The sequence below is a fragment of the Streptococcus porci DSM 23759 genome (assembly GCF_000423765.1).
GTDB classification, from domain to species: Bacteria; Bacillota; Bacilli; order Lactobacillales; family Streptococcaceae; genus Streptococcus; species Streptococcus porci.
Genome location: NZ_AUIP01000007.1, coordinates 119,800 through 136,651 on the forward strand (window position 1 = coordinate 119,800; position 16,852 = coordinate 136,651).

Here is a 16,852-nt window from a genome sequence, read left to right on the forward strand (position 1 = left end):
GACTTACCTCGCTAACAAATCACGTGCGTTTGTGATGTTTTTCAAAAGGGTAATGACAACAATCTTATCACCAACGGCTAAAATATCATTTCCAGTCGGATAGATAGGTTTGCCTTTGCGGATGATAGCTGCAATCAGGACGTCTGATTTAAAATTAAGCTCAGCCAATGATTTGCCGATCATCTGGTTGCCCTCGCGAATCTCAAATTGCAGGGTTTCGATACGTCCATCTCCCACATGGTGGAGAGCATCTAAGCTAGAAGCGTCTTGAGCATTCTTACGTCCTCGAATAAAGTGCATGATGCTGTCAACAGCGATGCGTTTTGGAGTAACAATACTTGAAAACTCCTGACGATCGATAATTTCCAAAAGGCTTGTACGGTTGACCTTGGTAATGTTCTTGCGGATGCCGATTTTCTCCAAGAACATAGACGTGATGATGTTTTCTTCATCAATCGGTGTTAAGGTTGCAACGGCATCGAAATGTTCAACACTTTCTTCTAAAAGAACATTTTTAGCTGTCCCATCCCCCTGAACAACGTGCGTCTTTGGAAATTCTTCACTGAACCAACGGGCACGTTTTTCGTTTACTTCAATAACTTTAACATTGACAGGAGTTTTACTATTTTTGAAAATATTTAGCAGGTAGTAGGAAATTTTACCAGCACCAACTAACAGCAGATTACGAACTGCTTTTGTCTTAACAAAATTGTGGAAGAGGATCATCTCTACACGATTTCCGGTAACAAAAATGATGTCTCCGGTTTGTAAGGTAGCATCTCCATCTGGAATGATGATGTCCTGTCCGCGTTGGATGGCACAGACTAGAATATTGCCAAATTTTTTACGGAATTGGCTGAGCTGGATGCTGCAAAGTTTGCTGCCATCGGAAATTTTGAATTCCATCAGCATGACACGGCCATTGACAAAATGTTCAACAGACTTGGCATTTGGAAACTCAACGCTATTAGCGATGTAGCGAGCTGCTAGTAGCTCAGGATTTATAATCAGTGAAAAATCTAAGAAATTTTTATCCTTGAAATAAGTGTTTGAATATTCAGGATTGCGGACACGTACGACAGTTTCTTTTGCTCCCATTTTTTTTGCTAGGACAGCGGCAATCATATTAAGCTCGTCTTTATCTGTTAGGGCAACAAAAATATCACAATTTTTGATATCTGCTTGTTCTAAAATCTTAAAGTTAGCACCATTTCCGACAATGCCGAGAATGTCGTGGCGTTTCATATGGTGTTTGAGAACTTGCTCATCCTCTTCAATCAGAATCACATCATGATTCTCTTCAACCAATGAGCGGCAAAGTGCAACTCCCACTTTACCCGCACCAACTACAATAATTCTCATGGATTAATAATCCTGAAACATATCTTAAGGGGATATGTTCTTCCTCTCTAATAGTATTCTATATATTATACTCCTTTTTGAAGAAAATGCACGAAAAAATATGCTCTAATCAGGCTTTGTATTTATCTGAAAGTGTGATAAAATAAAGGAATACCATACACGGAAAAGAGAGAACCATGTCTAAACAAACTTTGATTTTATTATATGGTGGCAGGTCTGCCGAGCGTGAGGTTTCAGTCCTATCTGCCGAAAGCGTTATGCGAGCGGTTAATTACGATAAATTCTTCGTTAAAACCTACTTTATCACTCAGACTGGAGACTTTATCAAGACACAAGAATTTTCAGAGACACCATCAGATGATGAAAAACTTATGACTAACGACACCATTGTGACTGAACAAAAAATCCGTCCAAGTGACATTTACGAGGAGACGGCTGTTGCTTTTCCGGTTCTTCATGGACCGATGGGTGAAGATGGCTCCATCCAAGGTTTTCTCGAAGTTCTCAAGATGCCTTATGTAGGTACGAATATCTTGTCATCAAGCCTTGCAATGGATAAAATTACAACCAAGCGCGTACTTGAGTCAGCCGGTGTTCCTCAGGTCGCCTATACGGTATATATCGAAGGCGAGGATTTGGAAAAAGCTATCGCTGATACGCTTGCAAAACTCACTTTCCCGATTTTTGTCAAACCAGCTAACATGGGCTCCTCAGTCGGTATCAGCAAAGCAGAAGACGAAGAAAGTCTACGTTCAGCCATTTCCCTTGCCCTAAAATACGACAGTCGTATCCTAATTGAGCAGGGTGTCGTAGCGCGTGAGATTGAAGTGGGCTTGCTGGGAAATACTGATGTGAAGACAACTCAAGCAGGAGAAGTGGTTAAGGATGTCGCCTTCTACGACTACCAAGCCAAGTACATCGATAATAAGATTACCATGGCTATTCCAGCGGAAATTCCAGCTAATGTAATGTTGAAAATGCGGGAATACGCTGCCCAAGCATTTCGTGCGATTGGCGGATGTGGTCTATCACGCTGTGATTTTTTCATGACCGAAGATGGTTCCATTTATCTTAATGAGCTTAACACCATGCCGGGGTTCACCCAGTGGTCTATGTATCCCATCCTTTGGGAAAATATGGGACTCAAATATCCAGACTTGATTGAGGAATTAGTTCGCCTTGCACAAGAGATGTTTGATAAGCGTGAAAGCCACTTGATTTAATTTATGCTATAATAAAAGAGCTTAAGGCTCTTTTATTTTGAGCTTATTCCAGAAAGGAACAGATATGAAATTAACGTTACATGAAGTCGGCAAGGTAGTTGGTGCCAAAAATGATGTCACCATATATGAAGATTTTGTCTTGAATAAGATTGAATTTGATTCTCGTTTAATTGAATCTGGCGATTTGTTTTTACCTTTAAAAGGCGCGCGTGATGGACATGATTTTATTGAGACGGCTTTTGAGAAAGGAGCGACAGCAACTTTTTCAGAAAAAGAAGTGACTCAACCTCATATTTTAGTAGAGGATTGCCTCAAAGCTTTCCAAGATTTGGCAGCCTATTACTTAAAAAAAACTCAGGTTCAAGTCATTGCTGTGACGGGTTCTAATGGTAAAACAACCACAAAGGATATGATTCACGATGTGCTTGCCACAACTTTCAAGACCTATAAAACCCAAGGCAATTACAACAACGAAATTGGCTTGCCATACACTGTTCTTCACATGCCAGATGAAACGGAGAAGATTGTTCTTGAGATGGGACAAGATCACATGGGGGATATCCATCTGTTGTCTCGACTGGCCCAACCTAGCATTGGCGTCGTGACCTTGATTGGGGAGGCCCATTTGGAGTTTTTCGGTAGTCGTGATAAAATTGCCGAGGGTAAGATGCAGATAGCTGACGGTATGGCTACTGGAAGCCCGCTTATTGTACCTGCAGATGAGATTATTAGACCTTATATGCCGACAGGTCTTGAAGTGGTTCGCTTCGGGGACAATGCAGAGCTCACTATCACTGACTTGTCAGAAGCAAAAGACAGTCTGACCTTTAAGACGAACTTTCTCAGATTAGCCATTACCCTACCTGTGCCAGGAAAATATAATGCTACAAACGCTATGATTGCTGCTTATGTAGGAAAACTATTAGATGTCAGTGAAGAGAATATCGTTTCTGCTCTTGCTAATTTAAAGCTCACACGAAACCGAACTGAGTGGAAAAAAGCTGGTAACGGGGCGGATATTTTATCTGATGTTTACAATGCAAATCCGACGGCTATGAAGCTGATTTTAGAGACTTTTTCAGCCATTCCAGCAAACGCAGGAGGGAAAAAAATCGCCGTTCTTGCGGATATGAAGGAGTTAGGAGAGGAATCGGTAGCTTTGCACAGTCAAATGATTCTGAGTTTGAATCCGGATGTACTTGATAGCGTCATTTTTTATGGAGAGGACATTGCAGAGCTGGCTCAACTAGCGAGTCAAATGTTCCCGATTGGGCATGTTTATTACTTTAAAAAGACAGCAGACGAGGACCAATTTGACCACATGCTGACAAAAATAAAGGAAATCCTGAGCCCCACCGATCAAATCCTCCTAAAAGGTTCAAACTCCATGAATCTGGCAAAAGTGGTTGAAGCATTGGAAAAGTAACTTCCGTAGCAACTTTTTGACAATGAGCCACAAAGTGCTAAAATGACGGTAGAACATCTTGTTATCACGTTATCACTCAGTCTAGTTTGATGATTAAAAATGTTGAATATTCTGAAAAATGTGATACAATAGTCCTATTAAACTTAAAAGGAGAACTATCTTGACTAAACAATACAAAAATCTTGTCAACGGTGAGTGGAAACTTTCTGATAATGAGATTAAAATCTACGCACCAGCAAATGGAGAAGAATTAGGGTCAGTTCCAGCTATGAGCCAAGAAGACGTTGACTACGTTTATGCAACGGCGAAAGCTGCACAACCAGCTTGGCGTGCCCTTTCATATGTTGAGCGTGCAGCTTATCTTCACAAGGCAGCTGATATTCTTGTTCGCGACGCTGAAAAAATCGGTGCAATTCTTTCAAAAGAAGTTGCTAAAGGCTATAAAGCAGCGGTTTCTGAAGTTGTTCGTACTGCGGACATCATCCGTTACGCAGCAGAAGAAGGTGTCCGTATGGAAGGTGAAGTCCTTGAAGGCGGAAGCTTTGAAGCCGGCAGCAAGAAAAAAATTGCCATTGTGCGTCGTGAGCCACTTGGACTTGTCCTTGCAATCTCACCATTTAACTACCCAGTAAACTTGGCTGGTTCTAAGATTGCGCCAGCTTTGATTTCAGGAAATGTTGTTGCTCTTAAACCACCAACACAAGGTTCAATCTCAGGTCTACTTTTGGCGGAAGCTTTTGCAGAAGCAGGACTTCCAGCAGGTGTTTTCAGCACTATTACAGGTAAAGGATCAGTTATCGGTGACTACATTGTTGAGCACGAAGCTGTAAACTTTATCAACTTTACAGGTTCAACCCCAATCGGTGAACGTATCGGTAAATTGGCTGGCATGCGTCCAATCATGCTTGAACTTGGTGGTAAAGACTCAGCTATCGTTCTTGAAGATGCTGATCTTGCTAAAGCAGCTAAAGACATTGTTGTCGGTGGTCTTAGCTACTCAGGTCAGCGTTGTACAGCGGTCAAACGTGTTCTTGTTATGGATAGTGTGGCTGACGAATTAGCTGGACTTATCAATGCTGAGGTTGCAAAACTTTCTGTAGGTATGCCAGAGGACAATGCTGATATCACACCAGTTATTGACTCAGGTTCAGCTGATTATATTGAAGGTCTTGCAAAAGATGCTGAAGAGAAGGGGGCTAAGGCTCAAACTGAGTTCAAGCGCGAAGGTAACCTTATCTGGCCAACAATCTACGACCACGTCACTACTGACATGCATCTTGCTTGGGAAGAGCCATTCGGACCAATCATGCCGATTATTCGTGTATCTTCAGTTGAAGAAGCAATCACGATTTCTAACAAGTCAGAATACGGACTTCAAGCATCAGTATTTACCAACGACTTCCCACTTGCTTTCTCTATTGCAGAGCAACTTGAAGTTGGGACAGTTCACATCAACAACAAAACGCAACGCGGTACAGATAACTTCCCATTCTTAGGTGCTAAGAAGTCTGGTGCTGGTACTCAAGGGGTTAAATACTCTATCGAGGCCATGACAACTGTCAAATCAACTGTTTTTGATATTAAATAGAGACTTAGATGAGAATCCATCAGAAATGGTGGATTTTTTGTTACACCTACAAGCCATAGTCGGATAAATTAGCTTTCAGACAAGGAACGGAGGTGCAGGCAGTACTAGAGTAGAGCAAGTCGAAAGTGATGCCGTATCGAAGCTAATACAAATGACTCTATCACAAAAGGAAAGTCTATCGTCCATTAGTGATAGAGGAGCTCAGGAAAATCAGCAGTAGAATAGCAGACGCAAACAGTCCGAGTTTTTTGCTATTTTGCAAGCTCAAGACACAAATGACCAAAAGAGATGAATGACTCTATTACGGGAGAGAATTGTTATCACTTCAGTCAAAGTTGTCGAGGTTTGCACCGATCGAACTCTATGATTCCAGATACCTTATCATAGACAAAGTCTATTAGACGGATATGTTGTGATTACGCGTCATTAAACATCTCTAGGGGGTTCTAGCGATGTTTTACTTCCCTTTTTCTTTGAAAAGAACAAACAATTATGATAAAATAATCACTAATTTAAGGAGTATCTAGTCTAATGAAGGTGTTAAAATGGTTTCTATGGATATTAAATGTTTGCTTGTTGGGAGTGGCCCTTTTTTTAGGTGTGAAAATTTATGAGAATAAGGTCATAGCTGATGCTAATGAACGTGTTGCACAAGCTATTTCTCTAGAAGAAAAGGAGATGACCAAGAATCATAATTGCGCTCTTCAGTCAGGAATGATAAATAAGACCTTTGTGTCGGTAGCCTATCCGATTGATGAGTCAAAGAAGATTATCGGAGCTGTTGAAAATGAGATGAAAACCTATGTCAAGAAAGAATTTGGCAGTAGCGATAAGGTATCGGACGTTGAGAACTTAGCATTTCTAGACACCAAATCTAGCGACTCAGGGATAGAGAAAGTCAAAAAATACAGCCTTCATCTCCGTCGTTATCATAATGGTAAAGAGGCTGTTACAAAGGTTAAAGACACTGCTATTAAGGAAATCTTGGTAGGTCAGGACGGTACCGTTTTTGAATTGACGAAGTTGGTCAGTGATGGCAATTTTCTTAAAGAAAAATTATTAAAAAAATTGGAAAATTCGCTGACAGAAGCTAACCAACTGAACGATAATACAAAGCCACAGTTGGATAGTTTGAAGCAACAAGATATTAAAACACTGACTTTTGATGTGTCTAATGGGCTTTTGAACGTGACCTTACCCGATAAAATCGGTAATCAGGATAAAATTAGCTTACCGCTCAGCGATATATTTGAAAAAATTGACGCTAACTATCTCAAGGGTAGTGATTTAGAAGCTTACAAGGCTTATCAAGCAGAAAAAAAACGAGCCGAGGCTCTGGCATCTGGTCGTTTGCAGGTTGCTATAGAAGGTAAAGTGGTTGCATTGACCTTTGATGATGGACCAAATTCATCAAGCACGCCACGTATCTTGGATACTTTGAAACGGTATAATGCCAAGGCTACTTTTTTCGTTATCGGGAGCTCAGTTCCTGGAAATGAAGCTATTCTCAAAAGAGCGGTATCAGAAGGACATGAGATTGGAAATCACACTTGGAGTCACCCGTCTCTAGCGACACTTTCTGTCAACGACATCAAATGGCAGATGAGTGAGACCAGTAAAGTTATCACTTCTGCGACTGGAAAAGAAGTGAAGCTTATGCGTCCGCCTTACGGAGCGACCAATGCTACGGTTCAAGCCAATGTCGGGTATCCGCAAATTCTTTGGGATGTGGATACTTTGGATTGGAAAAATCGTAACACGCAAGCCATTTTAGGCAATGTTCAAAGTCAGGTTACTCCTGGAGCAGTTATTCTCATGCATGATATTCATGGGACAACAGCAGATGCTTTACCAGCTGTTATGGATTATCTTGTTAGTCAAGGCTACCGTTTTGTTACAGTTAGCGAACTTTATGGTTTTTAGAGCACTTGACAGATGAGTGTTGTCTGAAAAATTCTTTATAACTTTAATATGTCTAAAAGGCTGTAACCGTGCTGGTTCAGCCTTTTTTGATAATCATCAAGAGTTCAAAACTCACCAATGCTCTGGAGCCTAGCTTTTTCTAAAAAAAGTGCCAAGAAGATTAGCAAAAGCATACGGCTATTATTCCAGATAGTTACGAAAATCCAAATTAATTTTCAGGAAAAGTAGAAGAATTAACAGAAAAATGATAGCGCTTTCTCTAAAATATGTTATAATAACATTAGAAAATTTCATTATAACTTAGGAGGAAAACCTATGGTAACACGTCAGCATTTTGCAGAAGAAGCTATGCGTAAAGACACACCTTATTTTTCAGCTTTGAAGACAACCGTCGAGACTGCCTTCTATGAAAATCATGTTCGCCAAATTAAAACCTTGGTCGAAGCATATCAGTTAGCTTTGAAGGCGCCGAACACTATTGTGCTTGATATGCCCGTAGCACACACTAAGGAACTTGGACTTCCTGATGACGCTAAGGTTCTTTTGGGAAATGGCGGAGCTATTGTCGGACGTACCGCTAAAGCACGTCGCATTCATGGAAATAATCCTGCTGAAGATGCAAAACTCCTACCAATTGTTCGTGAGGCAATTTTTCAAAGTCGTCACCGTCAATATCTCAAGGCAGATGCTGTAGTTGGACTTGATGAAGCCTTCATGCTTCGTGCGCATTTGATGGTACCAGAAGATGACATCAATAACCTTTACTCATGGCTGATGAATTTCCAAATTCTCAATGCTGATTATTTGGCACGTCTGAAAAATTCACCACGTTATGAAGAAACGGACATTTACATCTTCTCAGATCCTGAGTGGAGTCACCCTGATTATCCAGATGGTTTGGCTTATTTTGATACCAACCACAACTGCGCAGTCATCCTAGGCATGCATTACTTCGGAGAGTTGAAAAAATCTACCTTAACCCTTGCTTGGGGTACAGCTGCGCGCAATAACTATGTTTCTTGTCACGGTGGTCTTAAAATCTTTAAAAAAGAAGGTCAAGAGCCTTATGTTGCGTCATTCTTTGGACTTTCAGGTTCTGGTAAATCCACACTAACCCATGCAAAACACGATGGCAAATACGACATTAATGTTTTGCATGATGATGCCTTTATCATCTCACAAAAAGACGGCTCCTCAATCGCCCTTGAACCCTCTTACTTTGACAAGACAAGTGACTATCCAGCTGGGCACAAAGAGCAAGATTATTTTGTCACTGTGCAGAACTGTGGTGTCGCTCTTGATAAGGAAGGCAGGCTCCGTCTTGTTACTGAAGATGTGAGAAACGGTAATGGTCGTACAGTGAAATCACGCTATTCTACACCAAACCGTGTAGATCGGATTGATGATCCGATTCAATCAATTTTCTGGATTATGAAAGATGATTCGCTTCCACCTTTGGTGCGCTTAACTGATCCGGTGATGGCAGCTACAATGGGATGTACCTTAACAACGATGCGTTCGAGTGCTGAAAACACCACTGATAGCCTCAACAGCCTCATCATCGAGCCATACGCAAATCCATTCCGTGTTTACCCGCTTGTGGAAGATTATAAGAAATTCCAATCCCTCTTTGAATCAGGTGTGCAATGCTATGTCATTAATACAGGTTCTTATATGGGCAAGAAGATTCCGAAAGAAGTGACTCTTTCCATTATCGAAAGTGTGGTAGATGGTACTGGTAACTTCAAAGCATTTGGAGATGTTCGTGGTTTTGACTACCTTGATGTCGAAGGTTTTGAAGTACCAGAATTTGATGAGAGCTATCGTAAATTGCTACGGGATCGTATGCAAATTCGCCTCAACTATCTGCTCAACTTTAATCATGATAATCAAGAAAATCCACTTCCTGCGGAAGCTATTCTCCACATGGAAGAAGTTTTCAATGATTTGAACTAAATGTCAGAGAGGGTTTTCCCTCTCTTTTTGTGCAAGCCCTTGCAAATTTCCTGCAAATAAACTATCATGGAAATTGTAGAAAGTGAGGAATTATGTCTTTTAAAGATTATCAATACAAACGACCAGATTATGAAGCTCTGAAAATACAACTCACAGCTTTAACGGAGAAGTTAGCTGGTGCGGCATCAGGTGAGGAAGCTCTTGCTATTGTCAGAGAAATCACAGCCATAAATTCTTCGATTGAGAGCCAGATGACCTTGTGGAGCATTCGTCATTCCATTGACATGAAGGATGAGTTTTATAACGAGGAAACCAAATTTTGGAATGAACACTCCCCTTTGTTTGACGAGTTGACAACTAACTATTACAGGGTGGTTTTGGCTTCATCTTACCGTCAGGAATTGTCGACTTTCTTGCCTGAGACCTTTTTTATGTTATCGGAAAACAAATTATCAACCTTTTCATCTCAAGCTATTCCTCTTTTCCAAAAAGAAAATGAGCTAGTTGACCGCTACAACAATTTGATGGCGACTGCGCAGCTTGATTTCCATGGACAAACCTATAATTTGTCTCAAATGGGGCCGTTTAGCCAGTCCATAGATCGTGCCATTCGTAAGGAAGCAAGTGAGACGGTGACGGCTTTCTTTGAGAAACATGAAGCGGCTTTTGATGATATTTACGACGGTTTGGTAAAAGTGCGTCATGAGATTGCAACCACGCTTGGTTTCAAAGATTATGTTGAATTTGGCTATAAAATGATGAACCGATTTGACTATAATCGTGATATGGTAGCAACTTACCGTGAAGAAATTCTCAAACATGTAGTGCCGATTGTGACTGAATTGCGCGAACGTCAGGCAAAACGAATAGGGCTTGAACGGCTCAAATATTACGATTTGAATCTTGAGTACTTAGACGGCAATGCCAAGCCTCAAGGAAGTCCCAAACACTTGGTATCCCAAGCGCAAGCCATGTATCATGACTTGTCTCCAGAAACGGGTGAATTTTTTGATTATATGGTTGAAAATGACCTGCTTGACTTAGTGGCTAAAGATGGTAAGGATACGGGTGGTTACTGTACTTACATCGCTGACCATAAGAGTCCCTTTATCTTTGCTAACTTCAATGGAACAAGTGCCGATATTGATGTCTTAACTCACGAAGCTGGCCATGCTTTTCAAGTTTACAATTCTCGTTGGATTGAAACGCCGGAGGTCATTTGGCCAACTTATGAAACTTGTGAAATTCATTCCATGTCAATGGAGTTCATGACTTGGCCTTGGATGGAGCTTTTCTTTAAAGAAGCAACGAATAAGTACAAATTTAGTCATCTATCAGGAGCTTTGCTCTTTTTGCCATATGGTGTGCTTGTTGATCACTTCCAGCATGACATTTATGAGAATCCAGAAATGACACCAGAAGAGCGCAAAGCAACTTGGAAACGCTTGGCTGACCTTTATTTGCCAGACCGTGATTACTCTGACTCTGATTTTCTCATGCGTGGTGGTTTCTGGTATCGCCAGGGTCACATCTTCGCCTCACCGTTTTACTACATTGATTACACTTTGGCTCAGGTTTGTGCCTTGCAATTCTGGAAACGGACGCAAGTTGATCATGATGAAAGAGCATGGGAAGACTACCTGCACATCTGTCAGATGGGCGGAACTGCTAGCTTCTTGCAAGTCGTGAAAGCTGCAGGTATCACCTCTCCATTCCAAGAGGGGGCACTTGCTGAAACGCTTGCTGAGACGAAAAAATGGTTAGACGCTGTTGACGATAGTCAGTTTTAAGAAAAATTAGATTGCATAAGCTAAGAAACAAACTTCTTGGAGGTTTGTTTTTCTTTGATTTAGAAGCTTTGCTATTTTCAAAAAATCCGTCCGAGGGCTGAAAGATGGCAAAAGTAGCTTTTTTATCGCAATATTGAGGAATTTTAGGTAAAATGGTAGTATGATGAAACAAAGTAAAATTGGAATAGGAAAGGCTCACAGTAAGATTATCCTTATGGGAGAACATGCTGTGGTTTATGGTTATCCAGCCATTGCCCTGCCCTTAAAAAATATTGTGGTGACTTGTAAAATTCTCCCGTCAGAGAAGCCATTAGCTTTTGTGGCGACAGATCCGTTGGTGACGGCAATTTTTTCCGCCCTACGTTATTTAGAAATTAAAGATCAGCCAATCACTTATGAAATTGACTCCATGGTACCAGAGCGTCGTGGCATGGGCTCGTCGGCAGCTGTTGCAATCGCGGCTATTCGAGCAGTTTTTGATTATTTTGACCGTCCTTTGTCAATGGCGGTGCTGGAGATGCTGGCAAATCAGGCTGAAATCATTGCACATACCAATCCATCAGGTCTTGATGCCAAAACTTGTCTCAGCAATCATGCTATCAAATTTATAAGAAATATCGGTTTTTCTCAGATTGAGATGAATTTGGGCGCTTACTTGATTATTGCGGATACGGGTGTTCATGGGCATACCAGAGAAGCTGTTCAAGCTGTTGAAGCTTTAGAGGAGGCAGCTTTGACTTATCTTCATCGCCTTGGTGATTTGGTGGAAAAAGCTGAGCGGGCTATTGAAAAGAAAGATTTAACGTCATTAGGTTCTGCCATGACAGAAGCCCATGACAACCTTAAAATGCTCTCCGTATCAAGTCCAGAAGCAGATAAATTGGTCAGCTTTGCTATTTCCAACGGAGCCTTAGGTGCTAAAATGTCAGGTGGAGGCTTAGGAGGTTGCATCATTGCTCTGGTTGAAAAGGCGGATAAGGCGCAGGATTTGGCGGAGAAAATGGAAAAAGAAGGAGCGGTAAACGCATGGATAGAAAGTCTGTAAGTGTTAAATCATACGCTAACATTGCTATTATCAAGTATTGGGGCAAGGCTGATGCCGAAAAGATGATTCCATCTACCTCCAGCATTTCTTTGACCTTAGAAAGTATGTACACAGAGACTAAGTTGACTTTCTTGGAAAATGCTGACGCTGACCTCATGTATATCGATGATGTGGAGCAGGGGGAAAAAGAGTTGGCCAAAGCCTCAAAAGTTTTGAATCTCTTTCGTACCAACAAGTCTCAATACGTCAAGATTGAGACTTGGAACAATATGCCGACAGCAGCTGGGCTATCCTCATCGTCGTCAGGTTTATCAGCTCTTGTCAAAGCTGCAAACGACCTTTTTGAAGCTGGAAAATCACAAACAGAACTGGCACAAATAGCCAAATTTGCTTCGGGTTCCTCCTCGCGTTCATTCTTTGGGCCACTAGCCGCTTGGGACAAGGATACAGGAGAAGTATTTCCTGTCAAAACCGACCTTAAGCTAGCTATGATTATGCTGGTTTTAAACGATAAACGAAAGCCTATTTCCAGCCGCGATGGTATGAAGCTTTGCACAGAGACTTCGACCTCATTTCCGGCTTGGATCAAGCAATCAGAACGAGATTACAAGGATATGCTAGGCTACTTGGCCACAAATGATTTTGAAAAAGTGGGGCAACTGACAGAAGCAAATGCCCTTCGTATGCACGACACGACGACAACAGCTAGGCCTAGTTTTTCATATCTAACAGAAAAATCTTACGAAGCTATGGAGGCAGTCAAAAAACTCCGTCAGCAAGGCGAGCGCTGCTATTTCACCATGGATGCAGGACCAAATGTTAAAGTGCTCTGTCTTGAAGAAGATTTGGAACGCTTGGCTGATGTGCTTTCTAAAGATTATCAGGTCATTGTGTCGCGGACCAAGGAGTTGTAGATGACGACAGTAAAAACTGGCGGAAAACTTTATATCGCTGGCGAGTATAGCATTTTGACCGCAGGTCAGATAGCTATTATTAAGAACATCCCCATCTATATGACGGCGACGGTTGAAGATGCAGAGCAGACTAGCATCAAGTCGGACATGTTTGACTATGCTGTCAGCATGGAGCCAGACAAAAATTACGCTTTGATTCAGGAGAGTATTCGGACACTGGAGACTTTTAATGGTCGTCATTTGCCAGCTTTTGCTCTCTCTATCACAGGCAAGTTGGAGAAAGATGGCCTGAAGTTTGGTATTGGTTCTAGTGGATCGGTAACAGTCCTCACTATCAAGGCTCTGGCACAGCATTTTGCCATTGGCCTGACTCCTGACCAGCTCTTTAAACTTTCAGCTTATACCCTCCTAAAGCTTGGCGACAACGGCTCTATGGGGGACATTGCCTGCATTGCTTACGATGACTTGGTAGCTTACACTTCTTTTGACCGTGGAAAAATAGCAGAGCAGATAGGGCTTTTATCCCTTTCAGACATCATGGAGCTGGATTGGGGTTATGAGATTGAAAGATTGAAGCGACAAGTTCAAGCTGATTTTTTAGTCGGCTGGACCAGACAGCCAGCGATATCTAAGGACATGATTAATCTTGTCAAATCAGCTATTACACTTGATTTTCTAGCTAAGACACAAAAGGCAACCTTGCAGGTAAAAGAAGCCTTGCTTTCGGGGAACAAATATCTTTTGAAATCTAGCCTACAGGAAGTCTCAGACCTTCTTGTCTCACTCAGCTCTGCTATTTATATTGATAAATTAAAAAGTCTTAAAGAAGCAGAAGCAGGTCTTGATGTGATTACCAAGTCATCTGGCTCAGGCGGTGGTGATTGTGGTATTGCCTATAGTTTTTCTGCCGAGGACAGCCAAAGGTTGGTAGAACGTTGGTCTCAGACTGGGATTGAGCTTTTATATGAAGAAAGGATTCTATGACAGAATTAGTATTACGAGTACCGTCATCAGATTACTTGTCGCAGATTGCGGCTTATAAAGAGGAATTTAGTCAATCTGGAGACCATCTTCATGGTGGTGCGCGATTGGCTGAAATGTCAGATTTATCCGACTGGCTCAATCACGTGACGGCTATTGCAAAGGGAGAAGGTTTGGAAAAAGGGCGAGTAGCCTCGTCAACCTTTCTCTGCTTTCGGCAAGAAGATCAGAAAATGGTTGGGATTTGCAATATCAGACATTCTATCAACCAGCCTTTTCTAATCAATTTTACAGGTCACATCGGATATTCCATTTGTCCGAGCGAACGACGGAAAGGGTATGCCAAAGAACAATTAAGACTAGCTCTGCAAGAAGCTGGGAAGTTAGATATTAACCGAGTCCTTGTCACTTGTGATGTCAAAAATTTGGCTTCTGAAAAGACTATTCTGGCTAATGGTGGCGTTTACGAAAATACCTATACTAACCCAGAGGACAAGACCAAAACCAAACGCTATTGGATTGAGGTGACCCATGACTAACCGCAAAGATGATCATATCAAATACGCCCTTAGCTATCAGGCACCTTACAACAGTTTTGATGACATGGAACTGATTCATTGTTCCTTGCCCACATACGACCTTTCAGAAATTGATTTAACTACGCATTTTGCAGGTCGCAACTGGGATTTTCCGTTTTATATCAATGCCATGACAGGTGGTTCGGAAAAAGGCAGAGCGGTCAATCGCAAATTGGCCCAAGTAGCGGCTGCGACGGGCATTCCGATGGTGACGGGTTCCTACTCAGCAGCGCTGAAAAATGATTATCCTGATTCTTTTGATTTCCGGGAAGATTTTCCAAATTTACTTCTAGCTACGAATATCGGTATTGATAAGCCTGTCGACCTCGGACAAAAGACCGTTGCTGAGATGAATCCTCTCTTCTTGCAAATTCATGTCAATCTCATGCAAGAGCTCCTTATGCCAGAAGGTGAGCGTGAGTTCCGTTCATGGAAAGATAATCTAAAAAGCTATGCTCAGAATATCGACATCCCCATTATCCTCAAGGAAGTTGGCTTTGGTATGGACGAAAAAACGATTCGCTTTGCCATTTCCCAAGGTATCAAAACAGTTGATATTTCGGGTCGCGGTGGAACAAGTTTCGCTTATATCGAAAATAGTCGTGGTGGCAATCGTGACTATCTCAATGACTGGGGGCAGACCACCGTTCAAGCCTTGCTTAATAGTCAAAAATTACAAAATGAGATTGAAATTCTAGCCTCTGGTGGCGTTCGTCACCCGCTAGATATCATCAAATGTCTAGTTCTCGGTGCGCGTGGAGTTGGTCTGTCTCGAACAGTTTTGGAATTGGTTGAACGAAAGCCAGTTGATGAGGTCATTGGTATCATTAATAGCTGGAAAGAAGATTTGCGCCTCATTATGTGTGCCCTTGACTGTCGGACAATAGCAGAGCTGACAAAGGTGAACTACCTTCTGTATGGAAAATTAGCTCAAGTAGTTAAAAATTCTTGACATTCTCAATGATTGTGGTAAAATAGTCAAGAACATTTTTGTTACATTATCTTGAGGAGGTGAAATCTATGTCAAAAACAGTTGTTCGTAAAAACGAATCACTTGACGACGCTCTTCGTCGCTTCAAACGTGCTGTGACTAAAGCTGGTACTCTTCAAGAGGCACGTAAACGTGAACACTACGAAAAACCATCAGTAAAACGTAAACGTAAATCAGAAGCAGCTCGCAAGCGTAAAAAATTCTAATTGAATTTTAAAACCTAGGGAAACCTAGGTTTTTTTGTGTTTCGTTTGCGTTAATTCATCTCAAACTTGCTAAGAATTGAACGAACTATGTGACGCAAACGTAGACAGAACCTTGATATTTTTTTATCTCAAGGGAGCTCGTTGAGAAAGGCTACTGGGAATCTTACCCTTTTAACCCAAAATAAAGGAATGTCTAAGTTGAATTTTTTAAGTGTTATTTCAAAGCTTTTAAATATATGTAATATCTTTTTGCTCAGGTAGAAAATGTATTTTCTCTTAAATATTTATTCCGTACAGACCTGTTAAATTCATGAGTAAGGCTAAAAAGAGTTATACCAATAATTTACAGAATATTCTTGTTTTAATGTTCTGGAAATGGTTGAAATAATGTATAATATCAAGTTGAAAAGTAAATTTTTAGGAGTTTTCATGAAAAAGAAAATGTACAAAGTCAAGAAACGCTGGGTTGTTGCTAGCATTGCAACAGCGGCTTTTTTAGCGCCAGCTAGTTTGATTCAAGCCGATGAAACGACGACAGTCAAGCAAGAAACAAGCCTTGCTAGCCCTGTTTCATCAGAAAGCACCAGCACAGAAAGCCCTTCAGCTACTCCAGAAACCAGTCAGGTAAGTACCGAAGCTATCACAGTTAGCCCTGAAGCAGCTCAGTCAGCCCCAACCTCAACTTCAACCGAAAGCACAGAGGCAGAAACAAAAGCAGAAGTATCAACGGAAGCCCAAACTACCGTCACTTCAGAAGCTAAGGAGTCAGAAACTCCCAAAACTAGCGAAGCTAGCACCGAAAGAGTAGCTCCAAAGGCTTTAAAGGCTCCAAAAGTGGTCGAGACCTCCCCTCTCTCAGCCACTCCAAA

General features: G+C 41.5%; 14 protein-coding genes. 13 read left to right on the forward strand and 1 reads right to left on the reverse strand.

What is annotated here, in order from left to right; genetic code table 11:
- Nucleotides 1-3: 3 nt before the first annotated feature.
- Nucleotides 4-1,362 (reverse strand): Trk system potassium transporter TrkA, encoded by a 1,359-nt coding sequence (gene trkA / locus G576_RS0102965; protein ID WP_027973318.1) that lies wholly within the window; start codon nt 1,360-1,362, stop codon nt 4-6.
- A 176-nt stretch (nt 1,363-1,538) separates the two neighbouring features.
- On the opposite strand from trkA, the gene G576_RS0102970 reads away from it, so the two are divergent.
- The 13 genes from G576_RS0102970 to G576_RS0103030 form a co-directional block, all read left to right on the forward strand.
- Nucleotides 1,539-2,585, forward strand: a complete 1,047-nt coding sequence (locus tag G576_RS0102970; RefSeq protein ID WP_027973319.1) for a D-alanine--D-alanine ligase — start codon at nt 1,539-1,541, stop codon at nt 2,583-2,585.
- Between the two features lie 64 nt (nt 2,586-2,649).
- Nucleotides 2,650-4,011 carry a UDP-N-acetylmuramoyl-tripeptide--D-alanyl-D-alanine ligase gene (locus tag G576_RS0102975; RefSeq protein WP_027973320.1) on the forward strand — a complete coding sequence of 454 codons (1,362 nt, stop codon included), beginning with the start codon at nt 2,650-2,652 and terminating at the stop codon, nt 4,009-4,011.
- Between the two features lie 160 nt (nt 4,012-4,171).
- Nucleotides 4,172-5,599, forward strand: a complete 1,428-nt coding sequence (locus tag G576_RS0102980) for an NADP-dependent glyceraldehyde-3-phosphate dehydrogenase (protein ID WP_027973321.1) — start codon at nt 4,172-4,174, stop codon at nt 5,597-5,599.
- Nucleotides 5,600-6,130: 531 nt separating this feature from the next.
- On the forward strand, nt 6,131-7,522 hold the full coding sequence (locus tag G576_RS0102985; protein ID WP_027973322.1) for a polysaccharide deacetylase family protein: 1,392 nt from the start codon (nt 6,131-6,133) through the stop codon (nt 7,520-7,522).
- Nucleotides 7,523-7,837: 315 nt separating this feature from the next.
- Entirely contained in the window at nt 7,838-9,478 is a 1,641-nt protein-coding gene (locus G576_RS0102990; protein WP_027973323.1) for a phosphoenolpyruvate carboxykinase (ATP), read from the forward strand.
- 92 nt (nt 9,479-9,570) lie between these two features.
- On the forward strand, nt 9,571-11,268 hold the full coding sequence (locus G576_RS0102995; protein ID WP_027973324.1) for a M3 family oligoendopeptidase: 1,698 nt from the start codon (nt 9,571-9,573) through the stop codon (nt 11,266-11,268).
- Between the two features lie 163 nt (nt 11,269-11,431).
- Complete coding sequence (gene mvk, locus G576_RS0103000; RefSeq protein ID WP_027973325.1) at nt 11,432-12,313, forward strand: mevalonate kinase; 882 nt, start codon at nt 11,432-11,434, stop codon at nt 12,311-12,313.
- Nucleotides 12,295-13,227 (forward strand): diphosphomevalonate decarboxylase, encoded by a 933-nt coding sequence (gene mvaD / locus G576_RS0103005; RefSeq protein WP_027973326.1) that lies wholly within the window; start codon nt 12,295-12,297, stop codon nt 13,225-13,227. The genes mvk and mvaD overlap by 19 nt, the downstream gene beginning before the upstream one ends.
- Complete coding sequence (locus G576_RS0103010) at nt 13,228-14,211, forward strand: phosphomevalonate kinase (protein ID WP_027973327.1); 984 nt, start codon at nt 13,228-13,230, stop codon at nt 14,209-14,211.
- Complete coding sequence (locus G576_RS0103015) at nt 14,208-14,747, forward strand: GNAT family N-acetyltransferase (RefSeq protein ID WP_027973328.1); 540 nt, start codon at nt 14,208-14,210, stop codon at nt 14,745-14,747. The genes G576_RS0103010 and G576_RS0103015 overlap by 4 nt, the downstream gene beginning before the upstream one ends.
- Complete coding sequence (fni, locus tag G576_RS0103020; RefSeq protein ID WP_027973329.1) at nt 14,740-15,738, forward strand: type 2 isopentenyl-diphosphate Delta-isomerase; 999 nt, start codon at nt 14,740-14,742, stop codon at nt 15,736-15,738. Before G576_RS0103015 ends, fni begins: the two co-directional genes overlap by 8 nt.
- A 68-nt stretch (nt 15,739-15,806) precedes the next feature.
- Nucleotides 15,807-15,983, forward strand: a complete 177-nt coding sequence (gene rpsU / locus G576_RS0103025) for a 30S ribosomal protein S21 (protein ID WP_027973330.1) — start codon at nt 15,807-15,809, stop codon at nt 15,981-15,983.
- Nucleotides 15,984-16,412: 429 nt separating this feature from the next.
- On the forward strand, nt 16,413-16,852 hold a 440-nt coding region (locus G576_RS0103030), incomplete at its 3' end, for a KxYKxGKxW signal peptide domain-containing protein (RefSeq protein ID WP_027973331.1).

Bases quoted from the DNA above. Each gene is read 5' to 3' on its own strand.
- trkA (WP_027973318.1), bottom strand. From the start codon at position 1,362: ATGAGAATTATTGTAGTTGGTGCGGGTAAAGTGGGAGTTGCACTTTGC.
- G576_RS0102970 (WP_027973319.1), top strand. From the start codon at position 1,539: ATGTCTAAACAAACTTTGATTTTATTATATGGTGGCAGGTCTGCCGAG.
- G576_RS0102975 (WP_027973320.1), top strand. From the start codon at position 2,650: ATGAAATTAACGTTACATGAAGTCGGCAAGGTAGTTGGTGCCAAAAAT.
- G576_RS0102985 (WP_027973322.1), top strand. From the start codon at position 6,131: ATGAAGGTGTTAAAATGGTTTCTATGGATATTAAATGTTTGCTTGTTG.
- G576_RS0102990 (WP_027973323.1), top strand. From the start codon at position 7,838: ATGGTAACACGTCAGCATTTTGCAGAAGAAGCTATGCGTAAAGACACA.
- G576_RS0102995 (WP_027973324.1), top strand. From the start codon at position 9,571: ATGTCTTTTAAAGATTATCAATACAAACGACCAGATTATGAAGCTCTG.
- mvk (WP_027973325.1), top strand. From the start codon at position 11,432: ATGAAACAAAGTAAAATTGGAATAGGAAAGGCTCACAGTAAGATTATC.
- mvaD (WP_027973326.1), top strand. From the start codon at position 12,295: ATGGATAGAAAGTCTGTAAGTGTTAAATCATACGCTAACATTGCTATT.
- G576_RS0103010 (WP_027973327.1), top strand. From the start codon at position 13,228: ATGACGACAGTAAAAACTGGCGGAAAACTTTATATCGCTGGCGAGTAT.
- G576_RS0103015 (WP_027973328.1), top strand. From the start codon at position 14,208: ATGACAGAATTAGTATTACGAGTACCGTCATCAGATTACTTGTCGCAG.
- fni (WP_027973329.1), top strand. From the start codon at position 14,740: ATGACTAACCGCAAAGATGATCATATCAAATACGCCCTTAGCTATCAG.
- rpsU (WP_027973330.1), top strand. From the start codon at position 15,807: ATGTCAAAAACAGTTGTTCGTAAAAACGAATCACTTGACGACGCTCTT.